General features: G+C 71.4%; 19 protein-coding genes and 4 tRNA genes. 9 read left to right on the forward strand and 14 right to left on the reverse strand.

What is annotated here, in order from left to right; genetic code table 11:
• Positions 1–9: 9 nt before the first annotated feature.
• Positions 10–2,298 (reverse strand): molybdopterin cofactor-binding domain-containing protein, encoded by a 2,289-nt coding sequence (locus tag ACWD38_RS13585; RefSeq protein ID WP_246456703.1) that lies wholly within the window; start codon positions 2,296–2,298, stop codon positions 10–12.
• A gap of 443 nt (positions 2,299–2,741) precedes the next feature.
• Between ACWD38_RS13585 and ACWD38_RS13590 the strand changes: the two genes are divergently transcribed.
• Positions 2,742–4,331: a sigma-54-dependent Fis family transcriptional regulator gene (locus ACWD38_RS13590; protein WP_450124156.1), complete on the forward strand. Its 1,590-nt coding sequence runs from the start codon at positions 2,742–2,744 to the stop codon at positions 4,329–4,331.
• A gap of 54 nt (positions 4,332–4,385) precedes the next feature.
• Here ACWD38_RS13590 and ACWD38_RS13595 read toward each other — a convergent pair whose 3' ends face one another.
• The 7 genes from ACWD38_RS13595 to ACWD38_RS13625 form a co-directional block, all read right to left on the reverse strand.
• A complete protein-coding gene (locus ACWD38_RS13595) occupies positions 4,386–5,129 on the reverse strand; it encodes a glycosyltransferase (protein WP_184478057.1) in 744 nt (247 codons plus the stop codon).
• Complete coding sequence (locus ACWD38_RS13600) at positions 5,126–6,376, reverse strand: PIG-L family deacetylase (RefSeq protein ID WP_450124157.1); 1,251 nt, start codon at positions 6,374–6,376, stop codon at positions 5,126–5,128. The genes ACWD38_RS13595 and ACWD38_RS13600 overlap by 4 nt, the downstream gene beginning before the upstream one ends.
• Complete coding sequence (locus tag ACWD38_RS13605) at positions 6,373–7,383, reverse strand: acyl-CoA dehydrogenase family protein (RefSeq protein ID WP_450124158.1); 1,011 nt, start codon at positions 7,381–7,383, stop codon at positions 6,373–6,375. Before ACWD38_RS13605 ends, ACWD38_RS13600 begins: the two co-directional genes overlap by 4 nt.
• A 508-nt stretch (positions 7,384–7,891) precedes the next feature.
• Positions 7,892–7,966 (reverse strand) — tRNA-Val (locus ACWD38_RS13610).
• A gap of 1 nt (position 7,967) precedes the next feature.
• A tRNA-Cys gene (locus tag ACWD38_RS13615) sits at positions 7,968–8,039 on the reverse strand.
• 83 nt (positions 8,040–8,122) lie between these two features.
• A tRNA-Gly gene (locus tag ACWD38_RS13620) sits at positions 8,123–8,195 on the reverse strand.
• Between the two features lie 152 nt (positions 8,196–8,347).
• Positions 8,348–8,773, reverse strand: coding sequence for an SsgA family sporulation/cell division regulator (locus tag ACWD38_RS13625; RefSeq protein WP_184478055.1), 426 nt, complete (start codon positions 8,771–8,773; stop codon positions 8,348–8,350).
• A gap of 743 nt (positions 8,774–9,516) precedes the next feature.
• Between ACWD38_RS13625 and ACWD38_RS13630 the strand changes: the two genes are divergently transcribed.
• From ACWD38_RS13630 to ACWD38_RS13640, 3 genes are all read left to right on the forward strand, one after another.
• Positions 9,517–9,966, forward strand: coding sequence for a TIGR02611 family protein (locus tag ACWD38_RS13630; RefSeq protein WP_184478054.1), 450 nt, complete (start codon positions 9,517–9,519; stop codon positions 9,964–9,966).
• Positions 9,967–10,011: 45 nt separating this feature from the next.
• A tRNA-Val gene (locus tag ACWD38_RS13635) sits at positions 10,012–10,083 on the forward strand.
• Between the two features lie 467 nt (positions 10,084–10,550).
• Positions 10,551–11,087 (forward strand): N-acetyltransferase family protein, encoded by a 537-nt coding sequence (locus tag ACWD38_RS13640; protein WP_450124159.1) that lies wholly within the window; start codon positions 10,551–10,553, stop codon positions 11,085–11,087.
• A gap of 16 nt (positions 11,088–11,103) precedes the next feature.
• Here ACWD38_RS13640 and pepE read toward each other — a convergent pair whose 3' ends face one another.
• The gene (pepE, locus tag ACWD38_RS13645; RefSeq protein ID WP_450124160.1) at positions 11,104–11,832 is read right to left on the reverse strand and encodes a dipeptidase PepE; all 729 of its coding nucleotides are present in this window, start codon (positions 11,830–11,832) and stop codon (positions 11,104–11,106) included.
• 86 nt (positions 11,833–11,918) lie between these two features.
• On the opposite strand from pepE, the gene lhgO reads away from it, so the two are divergent.
• Positions 11,919–13,118 carry an L-2-hydroxyglutarate oxidase gene (lhgO, locus tag ACWD38_RS13650; protein ID WP_450124161.1) on the forward strand — a complete coding sequence of 400 codons (1,200 nt, stop codon included), beginning with the start codon at positions 11,919–11,921 and terminating at the stop codon, positions 13,116–13,118.
• Positions 13,119–13,145: 27 nt separating this feature from the next.
• Here lhgO and ACWD38_RS13655 read toward each other — a convergent pair whose 3' ends face one another.
• Both ACWD38_RS13655 and ACWD38_RS13660 read right to left on the reverse strand, forming a co-directional pair.
• Positions 13,146–13,574, reverse strand: coding sequence for a phage holin family protein (locus ACWD38_RS13655; RefSeq protein WP_184478051.1), 429 nt, complete (start codon positions 13,572–13,574; stop codon positions 13,146–13,148).
• Between the two features lie 102 nt (positions 13,575–13,676).
• On the reverse strand, positions 13,677–14,657 hold the full coding sequence (locus tag ACWD38_RS13660) for a Ppx/GppA phosphatase family protein (RefSeq protein ID WP_450124162.1): 981 nt from the start codon (positions 14,655–14,657) through the stop codon (positions 13,677–13,679).
• A gap of 307 nt (positions 14,658–14,964) precedes the next feature.
• Here ACWD38_RS13660 and ACWD38_RS13665 point away from each other — a divergent pair, with 307 nt between their 5' ends.
• Positions 14,965–16,011, forward strand: coding sequence for an LLM class F420-dependent oxidoreductase (locus tag ACWD38_RS13665; protein WP_184478049.1), 1,047 nt, complete (start codon positions 14,965–14,967; stop codon positions 16,009–16,011).
• Positions 16,012–16,057: 46 nt separating this feature from the next.
• On the opposite strand, the gene ACWD38_RS13670 is transcribed toward ACWD38_RS13665, so the two are convergent.
• The gene (locus ACWD38_RS13670; protein WP_184478048.1) at positions 16,058–17,020 is read right to left on the reverse strand and encodes a D-2-hydroxyacid dehydrogenase family protein; all 963 of its coding nucleotides are present in this window, start codon (positions 17,018–17,020) and stop codon (positions 16,058–16,060) included.
• A 143-nt stretch (positions 17,021–17,163) separates the two neighbouring features.
• On the opposite strand from ACWD38_RS13670, the gene ACWD38_RS13675 reads away from it, so the two are divergent.
• The 3 genes from ACWD38_RS13675 (at position 17,164) to ACWD38_RS13685 (ending at position 21,361) form a co-directional block, all read left to right on the forward strand.
• Complete coding sequence (locus tag ACWD38_RS13675) at positions 17,164–17,946, forward strand: cupin domain-containing protein (protein WP_450124163.1); 783 nt, start codon at positions 17,164–17,166, stop codon at positions 17,944–17,946.
• A gap of 750 nt (positions 17,947–18,696) precedes the next feature.
• Complete coding sequence (locus ACWD38_RS13680; protein ID WP_184478046.1) at positions 18,697–19,005, forward strand: hypothetical protein; 309 nt, start codon at positions 18,697–18,699, stop codon at positions 19,003–19,005.
• Between the two features lie 100 nt (positions 19,006–19,105).
• Positions 19,106–21,361 carry a glycoside hydrolase family 2 TIM barrel-domain containing protein gene (locus ACWD38_RS13685; protein ID WP_450124164.1) on the forward strand — a complete coding sequence of 752 codons (2,256 nt, stop codon included), beginning with the start codon at positions 19,106–19,108 and terminating at the stop codon, positions 21,359–21,361.
• Here ACWD38_RS13685 and ACWD38_RS13690 read toward each other — a convergent pair.
• A complete protein-coding gene (locus ACWD38_RS13690) occupies positions 21,342–22,430 on the reverse strand; it encodes an acetate/propionate family kinase (protein WP_184478044.1) in 1,089 nt (362 codons plus the stop codon). The genes ACWD38_RS13685 and ACWD38_RS13690 overlap by 20 nt on opposite strands.
• Positions 22,431–22,433: 3 nt before the next feature.
• The gene (locus ACWD38_RS13695) at positions 22,434–24,818 is read right to left on the reverse strand and encodes a phosphoketolase family protein (RefSeq protein WP_450124165.1); all 2,385 of its coding nucleotides are present in this window, start codon (positions 24,816–24,818) and stop codon (positions 22,434–22,436) included.
• Positions 24,819–25,022: the final 204 nt, after the last annotated feature.

Below are 25,022 nucleotides of genomic sequence, written 5' to 3' on the forward strand. Positions count from 1 at the left end.
TCCCTCGAATCAGAAGGTGTGGGTGAGGCCGTCGGTCGGGGACTCCGGGACCGGCGGGACGAAGGACTTCGGTTCGAAGTGGAGCGGTTCCTTGTGGTTGATCGGGAAGTAGGTCGGCATCTCGCCGACCGCGCGGCCGTAGGCGCACGCCGTCGCCGCGAAGGTCGCCGCGACACCGGCTTCGCCCGCGCCGCCCGGCGGATGCTCGGACGGCATGACGAACACCTGGATGTCGCGCGGGGTGTTCCACTGCCTCGTGTAAGCCGAGTTGTCCCAGCTGGCTTCCAGGAAGTGGCCGTCGGCGAGATGGCTGGAGTTGGTCAGGGCCAACGCGATCCCGTCGGAGATGCCGCCCTGCATCTGCGCTTCGACGCCGGTGGGGTTGATGGCCAGGCCGGGGTCGACGGCGAACGTCACCTTGGTGACCAGCGGGCCCGTCCGCGCGTCGCGAATCCGCCGGTTCACGGTCTCCGGCCGGCAGTCGATCTCCACCAAGCAGGCCGTCGCGCCCTTGTACTCCTCGTGGATCGCGATGCCCTGGGCGCAGTGCTCCGGCATCCGCTTGCCCCATTCGCCTTCCTCGGCGACCTTCTCCAGCACGCGCCGCACGCGCTCCTCGCGCAGGAAACCCATCCGGAACTCGTAGGGGTCCTTGCCCATGCGCTCGGCGAGCCGGTCGACCACCAGCTCGTTGGCGGCACGCACATCCGGGGAGTAGACGTTGCGCACGGCGCTGGTCGGGAACCGGTCGTGGGCACCGGTCTCCAGGAGCAATTGATCGACGACGCCGAAGTCGTACGGCAGGTACTGGGTCGTCGTGAAGATCGTCTCGGCGAACGTGAGGTTGCCCGCGACCGGCAGCTTCGCGGCTCCGGCGGTGATCGCCTCACCGAGACCGTGCGTCAGGTCGACGGCCACGCCGGTGTGCCGGTGTTCGTAGGTCAGCACCTGATCGGCGAGCCGGGTGACCCGGATGCGCGAGGTGGTGATCGGGTGCGAGCGGCCCTGGCGGGGTTCGTCGGCGCGGTGCCACATCAGCCGCACCGGCGCCTGGCACGCCTTCGACACGTGCGCGGCTTCCAGCGCCCCGTCGAAGAACAGCTTCCGGCCGAAAGAACCGCCGCCCTCGACCACGTTGAACACGAGCTTGTCGACGGGCAATCCCACCGCGGCGGCGATCTCCTCCCGCGCCGCGATCGGTGACTTCGCGGAGGCCCAGACGGTTCCACCGTCCGCGCGGATGTCGGCGACCGCGCAGTTCGGTTCGAGCGGTGAGCCGCTGCGCGTGTAGAACTCGAAGCCGTAGTCCAACGTCTCGGTCAGCACCGGGACCTGCGGCACCACCATCGGCAGTTCCGCCCCGTGGACTTCGGCCAGGATCGACTCGTCGGACTCGCCCTCGGCCGTGCCGGGGTTCCAATCGACCTGCAGCGCCCGGATGGCGTCGATGCACTGGCCGAAGGTCTGCGCCCGGACGGCGACACCGGTCGGGACCTGTTCGACGTGCGTGACGCCGTTCATGGCCTTGACCTCAGCGGCGTTGCGCACCGCCTTGGGGGTGCCGTGGACCGTCGGCGCACGGCAGATCATCGCGGGCAGCGCGCCGTCGACCGCGAGGTCCATCGCGAACTGCTTCTGGCCGGTGATCGCCGCGCGGGCGTCCTTGCGCGGCTGCGGAGTGCCGACCACGTTGTACTCGGCGACCGGCTTGAGCACGACTTCCCGCGGCGTCGTCCGCGGCACCGCGGCCTTCGACACCAGTTCGCCGTAGGTGACGCTCTTGCCGCCGACGCCGATGATCTCGCCCGCCTTCGCCTGCAGCGCGTCGACGGTGTCGCCGAGCAGGTTCGACGCGGCTTCCAGCAGTGCCCCCTTGGCGATGGCCGCCGCGACCCGGACGGGGGTGTACATCGCGAAGATGGTGTTCGACCCACCGGTGAGCTGGTTGAACAGCAACTCCGGGCGGGCCGGGGCCAGCGATACGTCGACCTTGTCCAGCGGCAGTTCGAGCTCCTCGGCGACGATCATCGCGATCGAGGTGGTGATGCCCTGGCCGACCTCGGCCCGCGGCAGCTCGAACGACGCGGTGCCGTCCTCGTGCACCTCGACGGTGATCAGTTGCGAGGTGGGCAGCGCGGCTGCGCTGAGCACGTCGTTGAGGTCCGCGAGCTCGGCGGGAACGGGCGCGGTGGGTACCGCTGCCGCCGCCTCCGGCGGCGAACCGAGCAGTCCTACGTTGGCCGCGGCGACCAGACCGGAGCCCCCGACCAGGTATCCGAGGAACTTCCGCCTTGCCATGCCCGTTTCCTGCGCGCGGTGCCGTTCTGTTGCACGCTCTGACATTCCGCCTCCCCTAGTGCGCCACGTCACACCGTTGGCGTGGCACCCGCGAGTATCGGCGGCGGATCACTCGCGCGGGTGTTCAAGTTCTGTACAGCGATCAGCGCGTTTCCCGGACCATGGAACGACTTCCGAAAATGCGGGCCACAGTGGATCAAGGCACCGCAAATGCGGATCACGGGAGAATCGGTCCAGCGTCGCGCTCCCCGCCCGCCCCACCGGGCTCCCCCGCCTGCGATGCGAAGAGAACTCCGTTCAAAGTCTGGACAGGTCGAGTTCGCGGCGGTTATTACCTTGTGTGTCGACGAGCACACCGATGCCGCTGTGTGGAGGGACCCGACCAGATGGACCCACGTTGGTGCGTTGGACCTGCGGGCACACGAGTTCGCCAGGACATCGCGATGTCCTGGCGGCGAGTGGAGATGGCCGGGCTCGACCCGTCGGCGGAGTTCAAGACGGTCGCCCACGAGATCGATCCGCGCAGCTCGCTGCTGGTCGGCGCGGCCCCGGTGCTGGAAGATCTGGAGCAGAGCCTGCGGGGGAGCAACTACTCGACCCTGCTGGTGGATCGAGATTGCCGCGTCGTGCGCCGGTGGTTCGACGATCCACGTGTCGAGAGCGGCCTGGACTCGCTCGCCCTCGTTCCGGGAGCCAGTCTCCTCGAGGAGACGATCGGCACCAACGCGCTGGGCACCGCGATGGCCATCCGGCAGGCCATCAGCATCAACGGACGCGAGCACTTCGCGAAGTCCCTGCAAGGTTTCAGCTGCTACGGCCATCCGATCAGGCATCCGCTGACCAAGCGCATCGAAGGAGTCCTCGACATCACGGCGATCACCGAGCAGGCCAGCCCCCTGCTGCCGCCGTTGATCTCCCGCGCGGCCCACGACATCGAGCAGCGCCTGCTGGACGGAAGCCGGACCTCGGAGAAGGACCTGCTGCAGGCGTTCCAGGGCGCGGCGGGCCTGCGGCGACGGGCGATCGTCGCCATCGGTGAGGACATCGTGCTGTCGAACCAGGCGGCCAACGATCTGCTCAGCCCCAGCGATGTCGCGCTGCTGCGCGCCCTCCTGGAAGAGGTGCAGCGCGAAGAGCAGACCTTCGAGCTCACGCTCGAATCAGGCGCCCCCGTCAGCATCGAGATCTCCCGGGTGGGCAACGCCCGCCGCGGCGCGCTGGTGCGGGTGGACCGGGTCAGCGGTGATCGGGCACGGGCCGTGCGGAGTCGCTCCCGGACGCGGCTGGAGGAGGTCGGCGCTCCCCGCCTCATCACCGGAGTCCCGGGAACCGGCCGGTCGACCCGAGCGCGCGAGCTGGCCGCCGAGCAGCCCCCGTTGAGGGTCATGCGGCCGGGCGCGGCCTTGCTGGAAGGGCACGCCGAATGGGCCGCCGAGTTCGAGAGGGCGATGCGCCGTCCGAACGGGACGGTGTGCGTGGACGGCATCGACCTGCTCCCCGACGAATTGCTCGACCTCGTCGTCAACTGGGTCGATCACGACGGCCGACCGGATCTGATGTTCATAGCGGGACCGATCTCAGGGCTCACCGGCCGCGCGGCGGCATTGGCGGGTACGGCGATGATCCGCGAAGAACTCGTGCCGCTTTCGGCCCGGCGCACGGACATTCCCAACCTGGCCGCGACGATGATGAGCGAGATCGCCCCCGATCGGGCTTTGCACATGACCCCGAGCCTCATCGGAGCACTCGCCGCCCAGTCGTGGCCGGGGAACCTCCGCGAGCTCAAGGCCGTGATCCACCACCTGACGCGGCAACGGTCCGTCGGCGCGCTCACGGTGGCCGATCTTCCCGAGCAGTACCGGGCGACCTCGCCGGAGCACCCGTTGACGGCGTTGGACCAGGCGAAGCGGGACGTGATCGTCACGGCGCTCAAGGCCGCGGACGGCAACAAGGTTCGGGCGGCCGAGCAACTGGGCATGTCGCGCACGACCCTCTACGCGCGCATGAAATCGCTGCGCATCACGACGCACTGACCGAGCGCTCGGTCGCGAACCACCCCGCGCTCCCGAGGACGCGGCCCGTCGCGGTCAACGCGGCGAGCTGATCGTTCCTTCGCAAGTCAACGTCCGCAGCAGCGCCGCCAAGCCACCCGGCGCCCGCCCTCGGGTGCGCCCGCTGGTGCGCACGCGCACGTCGTTCGGTTGGCGCACCGCCGCCCCCGCTTCGGCGAGCTTCAGCCACAGGCCGTGGTCTTCGCCGGTGAACACCTCGGGGAAGCCGCCGACGGCGCGGAAGACGTCCGCGCGCACGCCGAGGTTGGCCCCGTAGACGTGGGAATGCGTGAACCGGTCCTCACCGCGTCGGACGTGTTCCTGGTAGCGGTGCTGCGCGCGGACGGTGATCGCGCTGTAGTCCTGCACGTCGGCCCGCCCGGCCACGGCGTCGGCTCCGTCGAACGCGTGCCGCAGGTGGTCGTCGATCCACGTCACCGGCACCGTGCCGTCGGCGTCGGTGTGCAGCAGCCAGAGCCGCTCGGCGCGCACTCGCGGCAGCAGCGCCCTCGCGCACCGGACGCCGAGGTTGCGCACGTCGCCGAGCGGTCGGGGCCGGGCCCTGGGCACGGTCGCGAACCGGTCGAACCCGTCCCCCGCGTCCCGCGCGAGGCGTTCGGTGCCGTCGGTGCAGCGGTCGGCGACCACGCACACCGACACCGGCAGGCGCAGGCGGGAGCGGCGCGCGGCGGCGATGACGCTGCGCACGCAGGCTTCGACGGTCGCCGCCTCGTCGTGCGCCGGAACGACCACCGCGACGGCGTCCACCTCGCCGCTCATCGGCGCCGCAACGCGGAGACGAGGAAGTCGGCGTCGGCGTAGGACGCCACGGGCACCAGCTCCGGATGCGCGTCGAGCCTGCGGTGCACCTCGGGGCCGTCGTGCGGCGCGTCGTGGGCCTGGTGCCGCCAGTGCACCGCCAGCACGTCGCCGCCGGGGCGCAGCGCCCGCAGGCCTTCGCCGATGGTCTCGGTCAGCGCGTCGTCCCCGAGGTAGTAGAGGATCTCGCTCCACACCAGCAGATCCACCTCCGCGCGCCCGAAGCGCCCCGGCAGCGCCCGCTGCTCCACGTGGACCGCCGGGTGGTCGCGGAGCTTGGCGCGGGCCCGCTCCACCGCGGCGCCGTCGGCGTCCGAGGCCAGCACGCGGTCGCAGCGGGAAGCGAGCAACCGCGTGAGCTCACCGGTGCCGCACGCGGGTTCGAGCGCGGTCGCGTACCGGGGTTCGGGCAGGCACGCCACGGCGAGCCGCTGCTTGCGCCGCTCGTACCAGGAGTGCACGTCCCAGGGTTCGGCGTGGGAGTCGTAGAGCTCGGCGAATCGCTCCGGCGGGGTCCCCTGGCGGGGCTGCGCGAACAGCACTTCGCGCTCCCCCGCGAAGTGCGCCAGCACGTCGGCGGGCAGGACGGGGTCTTCCCCGTTCGGCCCGGTCGCGGTCTGCGAGGTGAACGCGGCCAGCCCGGCGGCCTTCCGCTGCCGGTGCACCGGATTCAGCGGCTGCTCCGCCGCATCGCCCCACGGGAAGGAGGGCCCGTCCTTCCAGTGCCACGCCCAGATCGGGTAGCCCCACACCCGCGCCGAGGGCCGCGCCGCGCGGAGGACGGCGCGGCCGATCGCCTGGTGATCGGGGTGCGGATCCCCCGGCCAGGGGACGAGGCAGACGTCGGCATCGACCAGCAGCCCGCGCAGCTGCTCGACCAGGTCGTCCTCGTGCTGCGCGAGCTCCGAGTCGGGAAACCCCAGCCAGCACACCGGCGACTCGTCGATGCCGTGCACCTCCAGCGCGGCGTGCAGCTCCCGGCGCCGGGTGCCGGCGAGTTCCCGGCGCCCCCGTTCGTCGAGCCCGGGGTAGGCCGCCTCCCCATCGGTAGCCACCACGAGGTCCAACCGGGTTCCCTGCTCGCGCAGGACCTGCAGCAGACCGCCCACGCCGAGGCTCTCGTCATCCGGGTGCGCCGAGACCACCGCGACGCGGCCCCACCCGCCGGTGTCGAGCAGGGGCAGGGCGCGCCCCGGGCCCGCGGTCACGCGTCCGCTCCCGGATCACCGTCGAGCGCCTGCCCGCCCCAGTCGGCGAGCTCGCGTTCCGTGCTGTGCTGGCGCACGTAGACCTGCAGGTCGGCGAGATGCCGGGAGAACCGGGCGTCCCGCGCGAACGCGGCGGGACCGGTGATGCGAGGCGCCAGGTCCAGCGCCCGGCGAGCGGCGTCCTCGGCCGCGCAGCGGCATCGCAGCGCCACCGACCGCGCTGCGGGCTCGGCACCCGCGTCGACCTCGTCGGCGGCGCGCGCCAACACCGCGTCGGCCTGCTCCACCACCAACCGCAGCGCCCCCAGGTGCGCCGTCTTGTGCGGATCCGGGCTCGAAGCCCGGAGGTTCGCGACGACCGAGTCCCACAGCCCGAGCACGCCGCCGAACCACACGGCCGCCACTCCGGCGCCGCCGAGCCGGAACCCGGGGCGCTCGGTGTAGAAACCCGGTTCGGCGACCACCGAGTCGTCGGACCACGGCAGGTCGCGCAGCACGACGTCGAGCGTGTCGGACTCGGCCATGCCCGCCGCTCGCCAACTACCGACGACCGGACGCGCGGTGCCGGCTTCGACCGGGAGGTCGAACAGCACGTCGCAGCCCGAATCCTCCGCTGCACCGGGACGAGCCACCAGCAGCGCCCGGTCGACCGCGTTGGCTCCCGAGCACATCGGCACCGTTCCCGTGAGCACGCGGCGCGCGTCGTCGCACCACGCGCCCCGCCCTCCCGCGCGGGAGGCCCACACCCCGTAGACGGCGCCCGGCACCGCTTTCCGCCCGGCCTCGTGCAAGATCGCCACTGCATCGGTGTGCCCTTCCACCAGCCTGGCCAGCGACAGGTCGCGGCGGCCGTGCGCAGCCAGCAACGACCACCGGCGCCGGGTGCCGCCCTCGCCCGGCATCGGGAAGTCGAGATCGCCTTCCGCGACCAGCCGGCGCAGCTCGGTCCCCGGCGGACGATCGAAGGCAGGGACCTCCGCACCGGCCTCCGCCCCGAGCTGCACCATGTCCTCAGCCTCCTCCGCCTCGCCAGCAGTGATTCCCGATCCACGGCGAAATCAAACGCCACTCCGCGAACGCCGAAGGCCGGGCGCTTTTCGCCACCACCGGGCGAATCGGGGAAAAGGAATCCACCGCGAAATCCGTCACCGCCCGCCTTTTCGGCTCCGACGATCCGGAATAGGAACTCCGCGAACTCCTGCGCGCGGATGCTGCGAACGTGCGAGCCGATGGCACCCCCGAACCCGGCCGTCCACCTCGGACGTGCTCGCGGCCACCCCGCTGCGCGCGAGCGGATCGACGACGAACTCCTCCGGCTCCGTGCAGGAAACGGGTCCGCGGGAGCGATCGAGCGCCACCGACTCGGCCGACGCTCGACGTCCCGACGACTCCCCAGGGTGATCATCACCGTCGAGCCCTGACCAGCCGAAAAGCGCTGCGAGACCCATCAACGAACGCACGAAAAACCCCCGCCGGCGAAATCACCGACAGGGGTTCTGGTCTTGCAAGACAATCTGGTGCGCGATACTGGGATTGAACCAGTGACCTCTACCGTGTCAAGGTAGCGCTCTCCCACTGAGCTAATCGCGCGAGGCGGAGGCGGGAATCGAACCCGCGTACAGGGCTTTGCAGGCCCTTGCCTAAGCCACTCGGCCACTCCGCCGCGTTGGGCGCGTCCGGGCCGAACGTCCGGGTGACCGGGTGCCGATACCCGGAAACCCGAGATCGACCCGATCGGTTTCCCAGAGCGGATGACGGGACTCGAACCCGCGACCCTCACCTTGGCAAGGTGATGCGCTACCAGCTGCGCTACATCCGCCTGCACTGCGGTGAATGCTCCGGCTCGGCTCCGGAGTCACCGCTGCGTTGCACAGAGAACTTTAAACCACGCCGCATCCGACGATCAAAGGGGGGTCGATCGCCGGCCCCGCGACCCATGCCGAGCCTGGCCGCAGCGGCGAGGACGGCACGTCAGGACAGGTCGTGCGGCAGCAACCGGGTCAGCGCGTCGTCGACGTTGACCCACAGGTTCTCGTTGCCCGGCACCACGACGTCGTAGGTGCGGTCCAGGAAGTCCGCCAGCTCCTGCGCCGAGGCCTCGAAGACCGCGTGCCCGGACGGCGAGCTGAGCTCGATCGCGACGACCTCGGGGTCGTCGACCGCGGGCCGGATGCTCACATCCCCTTCGCCCGCGTGCGCGATCAGGCCGTCCGCGAGCAGGTCGCGGGCGAACACCCACTCGACCCAACCGGCCCGGCCGGTGCGGAACGCGGCCACCACCGCGTAGGGGTCGCGGGTGTCGTAGCGCAGTTCGACCTGGACGGGCACCGCAGGTGTCTGCGGGGCCAGCAGATCGAACACCGCCGTCGAACGGAGTGTCACGTGATCGTTTCGCATCGTCCTCGCCTTCCTAACTCCCTCCCGGTCCGCTTATCGACCGAGCAACACAGTTGTGACGCCTATGCGGGGTCATACGCTCGCCACCAGGCCCTACATCACCCGGTCGGGGCATACTGAACTTCGTAACGCGATCGGAAAACTGCGCAGCGTGGTCGCATCGCATCCCCCGACCAACATCAGCCCGACTCCCCCGGTACCGGCGTTCGGCTCCGACCGGAGCGAGACCGAGCCATCCCCACAACGCGCCCGACAGCGTCGCTGAACTTTTCCCTTGGCACTGCCGGACACCCATCGAGGATAAGCGATGGACCTGCGTCCATACGGGTTTCAACGGGCGGGGCTGAGACACTCGCCACGAGCATTCGCCGAGACGGACTAACCCCGACATCCGGACGCGCAACCGCACACGCCTGGCCGCCACCCGGTCGAGGAGAGCGGTGCCACAGTGTGACCAGGGTCGAAGGCCCGCACCCGATCTCGGCGCCACAACTGGGAAAAACCAACCCATGACGCACGTCACATTTCGTCCGGCGTCGCAACCCCCTTCCGGGAGTGCTCCACCAGGCCCGCCCCGAGTCGGCCCGTATTCTCTGAACCGTGGCACGGCGCTGCGACGGACCAGCGGGCACGACCCGGCGAACACGCTGATCACAGCGCCGCAGACCCCGGCAGCACCCAGAACGACACGTGGCAGGTGGACCCTGAGCAGGACAGCCGAACCGGGACCGGAGAAGATCGACATGGCCCCGGACGACGACACCCCGCAGCCCCGCCGCAGGTGGCACAGGCTCCGCCGGGGCCTGCGAGCTCGACGCGAACGCATCCGCGCCAACCCCACGCTGAACACGACCTACCGGGTCGCACTCGGCGGGTTCGGCACGATCGTGCTCATCGTCGGCATCATCGCGATCCCGTACCCCGGCCCCGGCTGGCTCATCGTGTTCGCCGGGCTCGGCATCCTCGCCACCGAGTTCCACTGGGCGCACCGCGTCAACATGTTCACCAAGCGCCACTACCGCCGCTGGGTCAACTGGCTCGGCAGGCAGCACTGGACGGTCAAGCTCGGCATCGCCGCCCTGACCGGCGTCATCGTGGTCCTGACGCTCTGGTTGCTCGGCATGTACGCCACGATCGGACACTGGTTCGGAGTGCGCTGGCCGTGGTTGACCTCCCCCCTGTTCGGGCACTGAAAACGGTGTTGTAGAGTTCTCCATGTCGCCGGGAACGGCGGCACCGGGCGATTAGCTCAGGGGGAGAGCGCTTCGTTCACACCGAAGAGGTCACTGGTTCGATCCCAGTATCGCCCACAAGAAAACGGCCAGGTCAGAGCCCCGAAAGGGAATCTCGGACCTGGCCGTTTCGCTTTTTCGGGGTCCGGTCCGCAGTACCGGAATCGCGGCTGCACACGCTCACCTCCCACGGCGACCGCGTCGCGGAACGCGAATCCTGCTGGAGCACAACGGATTCGACCTCGACGGCGTGCGAACGCATGGACACCGGTCGGCGGAACGCGGTCCCAGCACCGGAGATCGGCTGATCCTCAGCCCCTCCCGGTCCTCGCCCGACTCGGAAGCGTTGCGCGGCAAGCGGTCCAAGAAAGTTGACCACCGCACGACCCGGCGTGGTCGACGACCTCCGGCCGAAGTCGCCGCCCCGGCCCGCGCGATCGGCGTAGGCTCGCTGATCGAGTCCGAGGGACGCTGCAGCGGCCGGAGCCCGCCACGCTCGGACTTTCGTTCTCCCCAAGGGCGTCTTCGACGCGGAGGAGACGGCAGTGCCGCAGAACTCGGACCACGCGATCACCTACGCCCCGCCTGGGGCGAGCGATCACGAGGCGCTGCGCGCCATGGCGAGAGCGTCGTTCGCCGCGACGTTCGGGCACCTCTACGACGCCGCGCCGTTCGCCGCCTTCCTCGACCGCGCTTACGGGCCCGGCGGCGACATGCAGCGGGATCTGGCCGACCCGGCGGTCCGCTGGCTGGTGGGGTTCCACCGGTCCGAGCCGATCGGGTACGCCAAGCTCACTCCGCTGCGGGCTCCGGCCCCGGCGCCCTCGCCCGGTGCCGTCGAGTTGCAGCAGATCTACGTGCTGCAGGACTGGCACGGCCGCGGTGTGGCCGCTCGGCTCATGGAGTGGGCGTTGCGCACCGCTGCCGCGGAGCAGGCGCCGGAAATCCACCTCACGGTCTTCGACCACAACGAGCGCGCGAAGCGCTTCTACCGCCGGTACGGCTTCGCCGAGGTCGGACGCTGCACCTTCACCCTCGGCGACCGAGTCGACGACGACCGGATCTGGCGTCGCGCCCTCTGACTCGGACTCCCGGGGTTCAGCAGAGGTCGTAGCGGGGGGTGGTGCGCAGGAGGTGGGACAGGTCGGTGCCGGGGGCGAGGTCGTGCGCCGGGACGCGGCGGGTGAACAGGCGGGCCGGTTCGGTGCCGCCCAGGTCGGCGCGCTGGTCCCGGACGCGCAGCCACGCGCCCTCGCGGAGGCCGAGCACCGGGACGTCGTTGTGCTCCAGGAACTCGATGAGGCGTTCGTCGCGCGTCTCGCCGCGGTGCGTGCTCGCCGGGTCCGGCGGCAGGTAGTGCGGGTTGATCTGGAACGGCACCAGGCCGAGCGCGGCGAACGAGGCGGGCTGCACGATCGGCATGTCGTTGCTGGTCCGCAGGCTCGGGCAGGCCGCGTTGGTGCCCGCGCTGGAGCCCAGGTACGGCACGCCGGCGAGCACCGCGCGGCGCAGCGCCCGCACGAGTCCTTGGCGTTGCAGGGTCGCGAGCAGGCGGAACGTGTTGCCGCCGCCCAGGAACACCGCCTCGGCCGATGCGATGGCGCGCACCGGGTCGGCCGCGCGGTGCAGGCCGTCGACCTTGATGCCGATGGAGCTCAGCACCGAGTGCGCGGTGCGCGCGTAGTCGTCGAAGTCGCGGCGGGCGTAGGGCACGAACAACATGCGTTCCCGGCCTGCCATCAGCTCCGTGATCGCGGGCAGCGCGTGCCCGAGGAAACCGGGCGAGGCGTGCACTCGCGAACTCGACAGCAGGAGCAGCTGCACCACGGCTCTCCCTCCCCGCGTCCGTGGACCGCAGCGAACCCTACCGCCGGTGCTGGAACGGGTGGGCCGGGACGGGCAGGATGACCGGCATGGCCGAAGACGACGTGACGATCATCGGCGGCGGCATCGTGGGCTTGGCGACGGCGCACGCGCTGCTGCGGGCTGATCCCGGCAAGCGGATCACGGTGCTGGAGAAGGAATCCGCGGTGGGCTCGCACCAGACCGGCCGCAACTCCGGTGTGCTCCACAGTGGACTCTACTATCCGCCGGGCAGTGCGAAGGCGCGGTTCGCCCGGGCTGGCGCGGAGGAGATGTACCGGTTCTGCGCGGAGCACGGCGTGCCGGTCCGGCGCCTCGGGAAGCTGGTCGTGGCGACCCGCGCCGAGCAGCTCCCCCGGCTGGCCGAGCTCGCCCGGCGCGGCGCGGCCAACGGCGTCCGCCTGTCCGAACTGGACGGTTCGGGGATCGCCGAGCGGGAACCCCGGGTCCGGGGCTTGCGCGCGCTGCTGGTCCCGGACGCGGGCATCACGGACTTCGGCGCGGTGTCCCGGGTGCTCGCCGACCTGCTGGCCGAGCGCGGGGTGGCGGTGCGGCGCGGCACCGAGCTGGTCGCCGCGCGGCGCGACGGGGACGGGCTGGTGCTCACCACCACGACCGGCGAGGTCCGCACCCGGCTGGCTGTGAACTGCGCGGGCCTGCACAGCGACACCGTCGCCGAACTCGCCGGGACCAGGCCCGCCGCGCGGATCCTGCCGTTCCGCGGCGAGTACTACGAGACGAGCGCGGCAGCCCACGAACTGGTGCGCGCGCTGGTGTACCCGGTGCCGGACCCGGCGTTCCCGTTCCTCGGCGTGCACTTCACGCGCATGATCGACGGCGGGCTGCACGTGGGCCCGAACGCCGTGCCGGCGCTGGCCCGCGAGGGCTACGACTGGCGGACCTGGTCCGGCCCGCACCTGCGGCGGCTGCTGGGCGACCCCGGCCTGCGCTCGCTGGCGAAGCGGTATTGGCGCACCGGCGCGGCGGAGATCGCGCGCTCGGCCGCCAAGCCGCTGTTCGTCCGAGCCGCCCGCGAGCTGCTGCCCGCGCTGCGCGGTGCCGACCTGGTGCCCGCGGCGGCGGGCGTGCGGGCGCAGGCGGTGCGCCCGGACGGGACCCTCGTCGACGACTTCCTGGTGCACGAGGACGAGCGGTGGATCCACGTCCTCAACGCCCCGTCGCCCGCCGCGACCGCGTCGCTGCGCATCGGCGCCGACATCGCCGAGAGGGTCACCGCCCATCTCGGCTGATGCCGGACGCCGATGCCGCGCGGCCGATCAGTAGTAGCCGCGTTCGCGGTAGTCGCGTTCGCGGTTCTGCGCGGCGTTGATCGCGATGCGGCGCACCACTCCGTGCAGGGCGCTGCTGACGATGGTGACGATCAGCGCGCCCCAGAACGCCGCCCAGAACCCGTCCACGTGGAACGGCAGGTCCAGCTCGCCCGCGACGTAACCGGACAGCCAGAACAGCAGCGCGTTCACCACGAGCCCGAACAGCCCGAGGGTGAGCACGTACAGCAGGCAGCCGAAGGTCTTCGCGATCGGCTTCAGGACGGCGTTGACGACACCGACCACGATCGCGACCACCAGCAGCGTCACGATCTTCGTCCCGGCGTCGGTGCTCGCGTCGCCCAGCTGGATGCCGGGCAGCAGCGTGGTCGCCCACACCGCGACCGCGGTGATCAGGATGTGCAGCAATACCGCCACGAGGTGCCCCTCTCCCAGGTTCGCCGTCGATCTAGTCGGCGAACGGTACCGCTCCGGCGCGAGCCGGGTACGACCCGTCGCACGACCACGAGGAACGCCTGATCAGGCGAACATCTCGTCCGTCAGCTCGCGGATCGCGTCGGCGCGGGCGCGCCGCCCGGCCTGCTCGTAGACCTCCACGAAGCGGAACACCAGGCCTTCGCGCAGCCCCCACGGGCACAGGTCCAGCTCGTCCACGCCGATGGCGCGCAGCAGCGCGTCGGCCGCGACCGCGCCCGCCAGGATGCGCCGGGCACGGCTGCGGGACACGCCAGGCAGCTTGGCCCGCTCGGCCTGGCCGAGCGCGGCGAGTCGCGGGATCCACCGCTTCAGGTTCTCCCGCGCGAGGTGGTCGGGGTGGCGCACCAGGCGCTCGTCCGAGCTCGCGGCGAGCACGGCCAGCTGCCGCAGCACCTTCGACTGGGCGACGGGCTGGCCGAGGTCCAGCTTCCGGAACGGGGTCAGCGCCGGCAGAGCGATGCGCTCGACGGCCGCGTGCAGCGCCTCGACCTGCTCCGCCGGGGGCGGATCGGTGGGCAGGTATTCGCGGGTGAGCCGGGCCGCGCCCATCGGCAGCGACACCACCTGCTCCGGGATCTGCCCGGATCCGGTGGCGACCTCGGCGGTGCCGCCACCGATGTCGACGGTGGTCAGCGGCGTGCCGCACTGGCCGTGCCAGCGGCGGGCGGCGTGGTAGCAGAGCGCGGCCTCGGCATGCGGCGTCATCGACCCGATGCGGGTGCCCGCGGCGGCGGAGAGGCGGTCGCGCAGCTCGGCGCCGTTGGCGGCGTCGCGCACGGCGGCCGTGCCGAACGCCACAAGCGGGCCGGACAGCTCGGACCCGACGGCGCTCATGCAGTCCTCGACGGCGCGCACCGCGCGCGCCATGCCCTGCTCGGTCACGGAGCCGTCGGCGCGGGTGTGCTCGGCGAGGCGGGTGCGCGCCTTGTGGCTCCAGGACGCGCGGGGCAGCCGGCCTCGGTCGAGGTCGACCAGTTCGAGGCGTGCCGCGGTGGAGCCGATATCAAGAAGTCCGAGCCTCATACCACCCTCACGTGTAGTTCCGACAGGCCGTCGAGCCGAACGGCGAACACCCGTGCGCAGCAATGCGGAACCATCGACATGGCCGAATCATGCCGTACGCACACGATTTGTTCATCGCCCGTTCGGATTTTCTTGATCCGTAATTAATGTCACTCCTCATCTTTGCACTACCGATGTCACACGAGCAGTGTTAAAAACAGGGGGTCCCGGAGCAGTGCTACCCGGCGGTAACATCCGGGGTGACCCGGCGACGCGGCTGGTACGCGATGGTGCGGCCGCTCGCTCGCCAGCGACCGAGAGGACCACCATGCGCATCGGGATGCCGCTGAATTACAGCGGGGGCTTCAAAGAGACCGTGGACGAGCTGGCCACCTACGAGAAGGCCGGGCTGGACATCGTCTACGTCGCCGAAGCCTACTCGTTCGACGCGGTCAGCCAGATGGGCTTCATCGCCGCCCGCACCGAGCGGCTCCAGATCGCGTCCGGGATCTTGCAGATCTACACCCGCACGCCCACCCTCACCGCGATGACCGCCGCCGGTATGGACTTCGTCTCCGACGGCCGGTTCACCCTCGGCATCGGCGCCTCCGGACCGCAGGTCATCGAAGGCTTCCACGGCGTGCCCTACAACGCGCCGCTGGGCCGGACCCGCGAACTGGTCGACATCTGCCGCCAGGTGTGGCGCCGCGAACGCGTCCAGCACGAGGGCAAGCACTACCAGATCCCGCTGCCCGAAGGGCAGGGCACGGGCCTGGGCAAGCCGCTGAAGCTGATCAACCACCCGGTGCGCCCGAACATCCCGATCATGATCGCGGCCATCGGCCCGAAGAACGTCGCCATGGTCGCCGAGATCGGCGACGCGTGGGAACCGATCTTCTACGTGCCGGAGAAGGCCCACGAGGTCTGGGGCGAGTCGCTGGCCGCGGGCAAGGCCAAGCGCAACCCCGAGCTGGGCGAACTCGACGTCGTCGGCCAGGCGCCGCTGGCGATCGGCGACGACGTCGGAGCGCTCGTCGACTCGATGCGCCCGATGCTGGCCCTCTACATCGGCGGCATGGGCGCGAAGGGCAAGAACTTCTACAACGACCTCGCCTGCCGCTACGGCTACGAGGCCGAGGCCGCGGAGATCCAGGACCTCTACCTGGACGGCAAGAAGGACGAGGCCGCGGCGAAGGTCCCCGACGACCTCGTCGCCAAGAGCACCCTCATCGGCTCCGAAGGCCACGTGCGCGAGCGGCTCGCGGCGTTCAAGGAGTCCGGCGTGACCACGATGAACGTCACACCGCTCGCGGGCAGCTTCGAGGAGCGCACCAAGCTGATCGAGCAGGTCCGCGGCATCGCCGACGACCTCTGATCCGCCACCGCGGCCGGGCGCGCCACCGCGCCCGGCCGCGTCCAGGTCAGCCGACGATCACCCGGATCGGCGCGCCGTCCAGGTAGGCGCGGATGTCTTCGACGGTCTCCGGGTAGAACGCCTCGTAGGTGCCCTTCGTGACGTACCCGATGTGCGGGGTGAGCACGGTGCGCGGCGTGCTGCGCCACGGGTCGTCGACCGGCAGCGGTTCCTGCCCGTAGACGTCGATGCCCGCACCGGCGATCCGGCCCGCGTGCAGCGCCTCGCGCAGCGCGGCCTCGTCGACGATCGGCCCGCGCGAGGTGTTGACCAGGTACGCGGTGGGCCGCATCAGCGCCAGTTCCGCCGCGCCGACCAGACCCCGGGTGCGCTTGCTGAGCACCGTGTGGATGGTGAGCACGTCGGCTTCGCGGAACAGGTCCTCCTTGGACACCCGTCGCGCTCCGACGGCGGCAGCGGCCTCGTCGGTGAGGTTCTCGCTCCAGGCGACGACCTCCATGCCGAACGCGGCGCCGACCTTCGCGACCTGGCTGCCGAGCCTGCCCAGACCGAGCACGCCCAGCGTGCGCCCGGCCAGTTCGAGGCCGACGCCGCGCTGCCAGCCGCCCTCGCGGATCGCCCGGTCCTGCAGCGGGATGTCCCTGGTGACGGCGAAGATCAATCCCCAGGTCAGCTCGGCGGTCGGCCCCCACGCCAGGTGCGGGGCGGAGCCGTTGCCGGTCCCGCACACCACGACACCGAGCTCGGCGGCGGCGTCCAGATCGATCGACGCGTTGCGCATACCGGTCGTGACCAGCAGCTTCAGCTTCGGCAGCGCGGCCAGCAGGTCCCGCGGGAACGGGGTGCGCTCCCGCATCGCGGCGATCACGTCGAACGGTTCGAGCCGCCGCACCAGCTCGTCGTGGTCGGTGAGGGTGTCGTGGAACACCTCGACGTCGGCCGCCAGCGAGTCCCAGTCCGCGTGATCCCGCGCGACACCCTGGTAATCATCGAGCACCGCGATGCGCATGCACTCCTCCTTCGACGCTTGTCGCCCGCACGATCGTAGTGCGATCACCTCGCGCACCCGGCCGGTGGAACCTCGCAAAAGCCCCACGCTGCCCCGCCCCGGCGACCTGACAACCCGTGCTCCGCCCAGGCAGACTGCGCGACGTGACTCGATCCCGACTCCTGCACCTGCTGCCGCTGAGCTCGTTCCACGCCGCCTCGGACCGCATCGGCGCTCCGTCCCTGGGGACCAGCGGATTCGTGCACTGCTCGCCGGACGTGGACACCACGCTCGCGGTGGCCAACTCGCTGTACGGGGACGCGACCGAGCAGCTGGTCGCGCTGGAGCTCGATCCGCGGCGGCTGTCCGCCCCGGTGCGCTGGGAGGCCGCCGATCCGGCTCCCCCGGCGGGCGTCGCCGCCGACGTGCTGTTCCCGCACGTCTACGGGGAGCTGGAGCGGTCCGCGGTGATCGGCGTGCACTACGCCCGCCGCGACGCGCACGGGCGGTTCACCGCGCTGGAGACCCGCAGTCGCACGGCGGAGGAGCTGAACCTGCTGCCGCACCCGGAGGGCGGCTGGTACCGGCGGACCTGGACCAGCGACGTCGAGGTGTCCCCGGACGATCGGGGCGTGCGGCCCACCGCGACGGCGATCTACTACCTGCTGGCCGCCGGGCACACCTCGGCGTGGCACGCGGTCGGCTCGGCGGAGCTGTGGTTGTGGCACCGCGGCGGGCCGCTGACGCTGTCGCTCGGCGGCGACGGGGACGCGCCTTCGGAACAGCCGCGCCACCACGTGCTCGGCGCGGGCGCCGGGCAGGACCCTCAGGTGCTGGTGCCCGCCGGGACGTGGCAGCGGGCGGTCGCTTCGGCGACGGTCGAGTCGCTGGTGACCTGCGTGGTCTCGCCCGGATTCGACTTCGCGGACTTCAGCACGCCGGACTGATCCGCGTCGGCCGCCAGCACGGGGACGCGAGGGCCGGCGCTCGGCGTCGGCACGGCGATCCGCTGCGGGCGCGACTCACCGGCCCGCGGCGCGACGACCTCCGGCTCGGCGGTCCGCGATTCGATGACCTGCGGCTCGGCGGCCGACGGCTCAGCGATCTGCGGCTCGGTGACCTGCGGCTCCGCCGGTTCCGGTTCGGTGCAGTGGTGCCGGGCCGGGCTCGGGAGGGGTTCCTCACCGAGCATGCGTCGCTCGAACCAGCACATCGCGATCAGCGATCCGATGATCGTTCCGATGCCCAGCGAAGCCATCAGCACGAAGACCGCCAACGTGTTCAGCACCGACCTCACCCCCGAGAGAAACCGTGCGCGGCGCCGATTCCCGCCGGCCCGGCCGCGGTCGGCCGGGACGGCGAGCGGCTCGCCGGAATTCACCGTAGGGCGGGTCCCACACCAGTGCCGGACATCGACCGGGGGCGCACTCCGATCGGAGGAATTCGGCGCGATCGCGGTTTGAGCGCGACCCTCCGCCGGGTGATCTCGACGACGTGGCGAACGTCCTTGATCAGGCAATTCGACCTTAAGCGGCGCTACTATCGGGTGATGGTGCCCGCAGCGCGGCCCCGTGGCGATCCGTAGTCGGCACGGCCCCCGTTGTCGTGACGGTCCGCGGACCGGGGCAACGGATGCCCGCCGCGGTGCGTGCACCCAGTGATCGCAAGGACGAGCAGGTCGAGCCGGGAGGTACACGGTGAAGGGCTACGCGGTGCATCTGCTCTTCCACGCGCTCACCTTGCTCTGCGGCACCGCTCTGGGGATCGCGGCGACGCTGTGGTGGTCCACCGGCGCGGTCCCCGCCGGGTGGGCGGCGCTCGCCGCGCTGCTGCTCGGCATCGCCGTGCTGGTGCTGCAGTGGCGGCACATCAGCGCGAGCGCGCCGCGGCGCGACGTCCACCGCGGCGCCCCGGCGCGGCGCTCGGACACGCGGCCGGAGCTGGGCGCCACCGCCGTGCACCGGGACGACCCGACGACCGTGTCGCCGCCGACCAGGTGGGGCTGACCACCTACCGGGAACCCCCTGACGGGCGCTAGCCGGGACGTTCCCGGCCGTGCTCGCATGGTGAGCGGCGATCCGCGCTGCCCACGGAGGTCGGACCCCGATGACGGCTCGACGAGTGAACGCCTTGGACGGTGCCTGGTCGTTCGGGCCGCTGGAGCCGGGCGCCGACCCGGGCGCGGTGCCCGACGAGCTGCTCGGCACCGCGATCGTGCCGCACGTCGTCGCGGAGTTGTCGTGGCGGGACTGGGACCCGGCGAGCTGGGAGCGCGACTGGCTGTACCGGAAGCGCTTCGCCGGGGCGGGCGAGCCCGGCCGGAGGTACTTCCTGCGGTTCGCGGGCGTGCTCACCACGACGCGGCCGATCCTCAACGGGCGTCCGCTGGAGCCGCACGGCGGCGGCTACCTGCCGTTCGATCGGGAGGTCACCGGGCTGCTGGCGGCCCGCAACGTGCTGGACGTGGTGGTGGACGGCCGGTTCGACGCGGACGTGCCGCCGAACTCGGACCGCCCGAGCGACGTCGTGGACTTCTGGCAACCCGCGGGCCTGCACCGCGAGGTGGCGCTGGTGGCGCGGCCCGCCGATCACGTGCGGGACGTGTTCGCGAAACCCGTGCGGGTGCTCGACGACGCCCGCCGCGGTCTGGTGGTGCGCTGCGAGCTCGACCTCGTCGACGGCGGTCCCGCGCAGCTGCGGGCGCAGCTGCGCGACGCGGACCGGCCGGTCGCCGAGGCCGAACGCGAAGTGGATCTCGGGCCGGGGCGGGGTACCGCGGAGCTGGTGCTGGACGGGCTCAGCGGCGTGCGGCTGTGGGACCCGGATTCGCCGCACCTCTACGACGTGGTGGTGACGTTGCGGCGTGCCGGGCGCGTCGTGGACGAGCACCAGGTGCGCACCGGGTTCCGCGAGGTCCGGTTCGACCGCGACGGGTTCCGGCTCAACGGCGAACGGCTGCGGTTGTTCGGGGTGAACCGGCACCAGCTGTTCCCGTTCGCCGGTGCGGCGATGCCCGCGCGGGTGCAGCGCCGCGACGCGGAGATCCTGCGCCGCGAGTTGAACTGCACGATGGTGCGCTGCTCGCACTACCCGCCGCACGAGGCGTTCCTGGACGCCTGCGACGAGCTGGGGCTGCTGGTGTGGGACGAGCCGCCGGGCTGGCAGCACCTCGGCTCGGGCCGCTGGCTGGAACGCGCGCACCGCGACGTGCACGACATGATCGTGCGAGACCGCAACCACCCGTCGGTGGTGCTGTGGGCGGCGCGGCTCAACGAGACTCCCGGCGACGCGGAGTTCTACGGCCGCACGGAGCGGCTGGCGAAGTCGCTGGACGACTCGCGGCCGACGACCGGCGCGATCCTCGGCGCCGACCACGCCACCACGGATTTCCAGCACGACGTGTTCGGCTACAACGACTACTCGGCGAGCACCGGCCCGGACGGCCTGCCGCAGCCGGAGCCGGAACCACCGCGCCGGGACCTGCCGTACCTGATCAGCGAGGCGGTCGGCACGCTGTCCGGCCCGGCGAGGTTCTACCGGCGCACCGATCCGCAGGCCGTGCAGCAGGGGCAGGCGCTGGCGCACGCGCGGGTGCACGACCTGGCGGGCGCCGATCCGGCTTACGCGGGAGTGCTGGCGTGGGCGGGTTTCGACTACCCGTCGGGGCACGGCAACATCGACCGGGGCGTGAAGTGGCCCGGGGTGGTCGACCTGTTCCGGGTGCCGAAGCCGGGCGCGGCGATGTACCGGGCGCAGGTGGATCCGCGCCGCCGCCCGGTGATCGAGCCGTCGTTCCACTGGGACCTCACCGGCCCGAGTCCGGTGCGGGAACTCGGCGAGGCCGCAATCTGGTCCAATGTGGACAGACTGGAGCTGTTCGTCGGCGGTGAGCCGTTCGGCGCGCTCACCGCCGCCCGCGAGCGGTACCCGAACCTGCCCTACCCGCCGTTCCTCGCCGACTTCGGCGCGGTGCGCGGCATCCCGGAGCTGCGCGTGGACGGGTACCTCGACGACCGGATGGTGCTGACCCGCCGGTTCTCGGCGGACAGGTCGGCGGACCGCCTGGTGCTGCGGCCCGACGACCGGGAGCTCGTCGCCGGGGGCGCCGACGCGACCCGCGTCGAGATCCGGGTGGTGGACCGCTACGGCGCGGACCGCCCGCACACCGCCGGTGACGTCGAACTGGACCTCACCGGACCGGCCGAACTCGTCGGCCCCGCGCGGTTCCCGCTGGCGGAGACCGGCGGGGTGGGCGCGGTGTGGCTGCGCAGCGCCCGCAGCGGCACCGGACGCGTCCGGCTGCGGGCGCTGCACCCCTCGGCGGGCGAAGCCCGGACCGAGCTCACGGTGACGGCCTCGTGAGCACCTCGCGGGTCTGCCGGGCGATCTCCACGTCCTCCCTGGACTCGACGACGACGGTGCGCACCGCGGCGGAATTCGTGCTGATGTCGGCGTCGGTCCCCGTCGCCGCGTTGCGCTCCGAATCGACCTCCACGCCCAGGAATCCCAGGTTCTCGGCGAGTTCGGCGCGCAACGGCGGCTGGTGCTCGCCGACGCCGCCGGTGAACACCAGCAGGTCCAGCCCGCCCATCGCCGCCACCATCGCCCCGGCGTGGCGCAGCAGGCTGTGCGCGTACACGTCGTAGGCCAGTTCCGCGTCCAGGTCGCAGTCGGTTCGGGCGGCGAGCACGTCGCGGAGGTCGCCCGAGCCACCCGACAACCCGGCCAGGCCGGAGCGCTTCTGCAACGTGGTGCACAGCTCGTCCACGCCGACCTTCCCGCTGGTCAGCAGCCAGCCCAGCAGCCCCGGATCGATCGACCCGCTGCGAGTCGCCATCACCAGGCCCTCGTCCGGGGTGAAACCCATCGTGGTGTCCACGCACCGGCCGCCGCGCACCGCCGCCAACGACGCGCCCGCCCCCAAGTGGCAGCTCAGCACCCTCCCGGCGGCGATCCCGGCGATCTCAGCGCCGCGCCGCGACGCGTAGGCGTGGGACAGGCCGTGGAAGCCGTAGCGGCGCAACGTCCAGCGCTCGTTCCACTCCTTCGGCAGCGCGTAGGTGCGGGCCGCCTCCGGCAACGTCGTGTGGAACGCGGTGTCCACGCACGCGACGGCCGGGGTGGCGGGCGCGCACTCCCCCGCCGCCCGGATCCCGTCCAGCGCGCGGGCCTGGTGCAACGGCGCCAGATCCGTCAGGCCCGCCAAGTGGTCCACGAGCCGGTCGTCGAGCAACGCCGGGCCCAGCACCTTCGGCCCGCCGTGCACCACGCGGTGCCCGATGGCCTGCGCGCCGTGCTCGTGGAAGAAGTCCCGGATCGGCTCCGCTTCCCCGCGCCAGCGCTGCACGTCGTGCCCGGCGACCTGCTCGTCGTCGTGCAGCAACCGGAGCTTGAGGCTGCTCGATCCCGCGTTCACCGTCAGCACGCGCATGGTTCAGGACCACTTCCAATCGCGGATCTCCGGCATGTCCTCGCCGTGCGTGGAGACGTAGTGCCGGTGCTCGATGAGCTTGCGGCTGAGCTCCTCCCGCGCGTACACGGCGCTCTCGCCCAGACCGGGCGCCCGGTCGATCGCTTCGATGGCGAGGTGGAAGCGGTCGATCTCGTTGAGCACGCACATGTCGAACGGGGTCGTGGTGGTGCCCTCCTCCTTGTAGCCGCGCACGTGGATGTTGTCGTGGCCGTGACGCCGGTAGGTCAGCCGGTGGATCAGCCACGGGTAGCCGTGGTAGCAGAAGATCACCGGCTTGTCCGAGGTGAACAGCGCGTCGAACTCCACGTCGGGCAGTCCGTGCGGGTGCTCGCGCGGATCCTGCAACCGCATCAGGTCCACCACGTTCACCACGCGGACGCGCAGTTCCGGGAAGCGCCGCCGCAGCAGGTCCACGGCGGCCAGCGTCTCCATCGTCGGCACGTCCCCCGCGCAGCCCAGCACCACGTCCGGTTCACCGTCCTGGTCGTTGCTCGCCCAGTCCCAGATCCCGATGCCCTTGGTGCAGTGCACCACCGCGTCGTCCACGTCCAGGTACTGGGCGGCGGGCTGCTTGCCCGCGACGATCACGTTGATGTAGTCCCTGCTGCGCAGGCAGTGATCGGCCACCGACAGCAGCGTGTTCGCGTCCGGCGGCAGGTAGACCCGCACGATCTCGGCCTTCTTGTTCATCACGTGGTCGATGAACCCGGGGTCCTGATGGGAGAAGCCGTTGTGGTCCTGGCGCCACACGTGCGAGGTCAGCAGGTAGTTCAGCGAAGCGATCGGCTGCCGCCACGCCAGCCCGGTGCTCACCTTCAACCACTTCGCGTGCTGGTTGAGCATCGAGTCCACCAGGTGCGCGAACGCCTCGTAGCAGGAGAAGAAGCCGTGCCTGCCGGTGAGCAGGTAGCCCTCCAGCCAGCCCTGGCAGAGGTGCTCGGAAAGCACCTCCATGACCCGCCCGTCGGGCGCCAGCGAAGCGTCGCCCGGTTCGGACTCCGCCATCCACGCCCGCGACGTCGCCTCCAGCACCGCGCCGAGCCGGTTCGAATTGTTCTCGTCCGGCGCGAACACCCGGAAGTTCGCGGCGGAAGCGTTGAGCTGCATCGCGTCGCGCAGGAACGCGCCGAGCACCTGGGTGGCCTCCCCCGTCGTCGACCCCGGTTCCGCCACCGGCAGTCCGTACTCGCGGAAGTCCGGCAACCGCAGCCCGCGCAGCAGCAAACCGCCGTTGGCGTGCGGATTGGCGCTCATCCGCCGGGCACCGCGCGGATTGAGCTCCCGGACCTCGCGCGCCGGCGCCCCATCGGCGTCGAACAGCTCGTCCGGCGCGTAGCTGCGCAACCAGTCCTCCAGCTGCCGCAGGTGGTCCGGATCGTTGCGCGGATCGCCCAGCGGGATCTGGTGCGCGCGCCAAGTGCCCTCGACCTGCTGCCCGTCCACGACGTCCGGCCCGGTCCAGCCCTTCGGCGTGCGCAGCACGATCATCGGCCAGCGAGGCCGTTGACCGTCGCCGTCCTCGCGGGCGCGGCGGCGGATCCGCTCGATCTCGTCGAGGCAGGTGTCGAGGTTCGTCGCGAACAGCTGGTGCATCGTCGCCGGGTCCGAACCCGACACCAGGTGCGGCTCGTAGCCGTAGCCGCGCAGCAGGCTCACCAGCTCGTCCTCCGGGATGCGGGCGAGCACCGTCGGGCTGGCGATCTTGTAGCCGTTGAGGTGCAGGATCGGCAGCACCGCGCCGTCCCGCGCCGGGTCGAGGAACTTGTTCGCGTGCCAGCTCGCCGCCAGCGGCCCCGTCTCCGCCTCACCGTCGCCGATCACGCACGCCACGGTCAGGTCCGGGTTGTCGAAAGCCGCGCCGAACGCGTGCGCCAATGAATAGCCCAGCTCACCGCCCTCGTTGATGGAGCCCGGTGTCTCCGGTGCGGCGTGGCTCGGAATGCCACCCGGGAACGAGAACTGCGTGACCAGGCGCCGCAGCCCCTCCTCGTCCTGCGCGACGTCCGGGTAGATCTCGCTGTAGGTGCCCTCCAGCCAAGCGGCGGCCACCACGCCCGGACCACCGTGCCCCGGCCCCGTCACGTAGATCATGTCCAGGTCGCGGGCGCGGATCGCCCGGTTGAGGTGCGCGTACAGGAACGTCAACCCCGGTGTGGTGCCCCAATGCCCGAGCAGCCGGGGTTTGACGTGCTCCGGCCGCAGCGGTTCCCGCAGCAGCGGGTTGCCCATCAGGTAGATCTGCCCGGCGGAGAGGTAGTTCGCCGCCCGCCACCACGTGTCCACGCGCTGGAGCTCGCGGGCGTCGAGGTGGTCGGGAGCGTCGGCTGACAGGGTCGGAATGCCCATCCGGGACCTCCGGGGAACGGCCGTTCGGTGTCCTTCACCCCGCAGCGTTCCCCGGATTGTGTTGGGGCAATCGGAGCCGGTCGTTTTGCTTTGGTGTCCGGGTGGCGGAACCTCAGTCGGTCTCTCGCTGCGGGATCTTTTTCCCAAGTGGCTCCGCCACGAGGGAAAAAGCCGTCCTCACGAGAGACCGACTGAGAACCCGCG

The organism is Saccharopolyspora sp. NPDC002578, from assembly GCF_053592695.1.

Coding starts and splice junctions, on each gene's coding strand:
- ACWD38_RS13585 (WP_246456703.1), bottom strand. CDS start 2,298: ATGGCAAGGCGGAAGTTCCTCGGATACCTGGTCGGGGGCTCCGGTCTG.
- ACWD38_RS13590 (WP_450124156.1), top strand. CDS start 2,742: ATGTCCTGGCGGCGAGTGGAGATGGCCGGGCTCGACCCGTCGGCGGAG.
- ACWD38_RS13595 (WP_184478057.1), bottom strand. CDS start 5,129: ATGAGCGGCGAGGTGGACGCCGTCGCGGTGGTCGTTCCGGCGCACGAC.
- ACWD38_RS13605 (WP_450124158.1), bottom strand. CDS start 7,383: ATGGTGCAGCTCGGGGCGGAGGCCGGTGCGGAGGTCCCTGCCTTCGAT.
- ACWD38_RS13625 (WP_184478055.1), bottom strand. CDS start 8,773: ATGCGAAACGATCACGTGACACTCCGTTCGACGGCGGTGTTCGATCTG.
- ACWD38_RS13630 (WP_184478054.1), top strand. CDS start 9,517: ATGGCCCCGGACGACGACACCCCGCAGCCCCGCCGCAGGTGGCACAGG.
- lhgO (WP_450124161.1), top strand. CDS start 11,919: ATGGCCGAAGACGACGTGACGATCATCGGCGGCGGCATCGTGGGCTTG.
- ACWD38_RS13660 (WP_450124162.1), bottom strand. CDS start 14,657: ATGAGGCTCGGACTTCTTGATATCGGCTCCACCGCGGCACGCCTCGAA.
- ACWD38_RS13665 (WP_184478049.1), top strand. CDS start 14,965: ATGCGCATCGGGATGCCGCTGAATTACAGCGGGGGCTTCAAAGAGACC.
- ACWD38_RS13670 (WP_184478048.1), bottom strand. CDS start 17,020: ATGCGCATCGCGGTGCTCGATGATTACCAGGGTGTCGCGCGGGATCAC.
- ACWD38_RS13685 (WP_450124164.1), top strand. CDS start 19,106: ATGACGGCTCGACGAGTGAACGCCTTGGACGGTGCCTGGTCGTTCGGG.
- ACWD38_RS13690 (WP_184478044.1), bottom strand. CDS start 22,430: ATGCGCGTGCTGACGGTGAACGCGGGATCGAGCAGCCTCAAGCTCCGG.
- ACWD38_RS13695 (WP_450124165.1), bottom strand. CDS start 24,818: ATGGGCATTCCGACCCTGTCAGCCGACGCTCCCGACCACCTCGACGCC.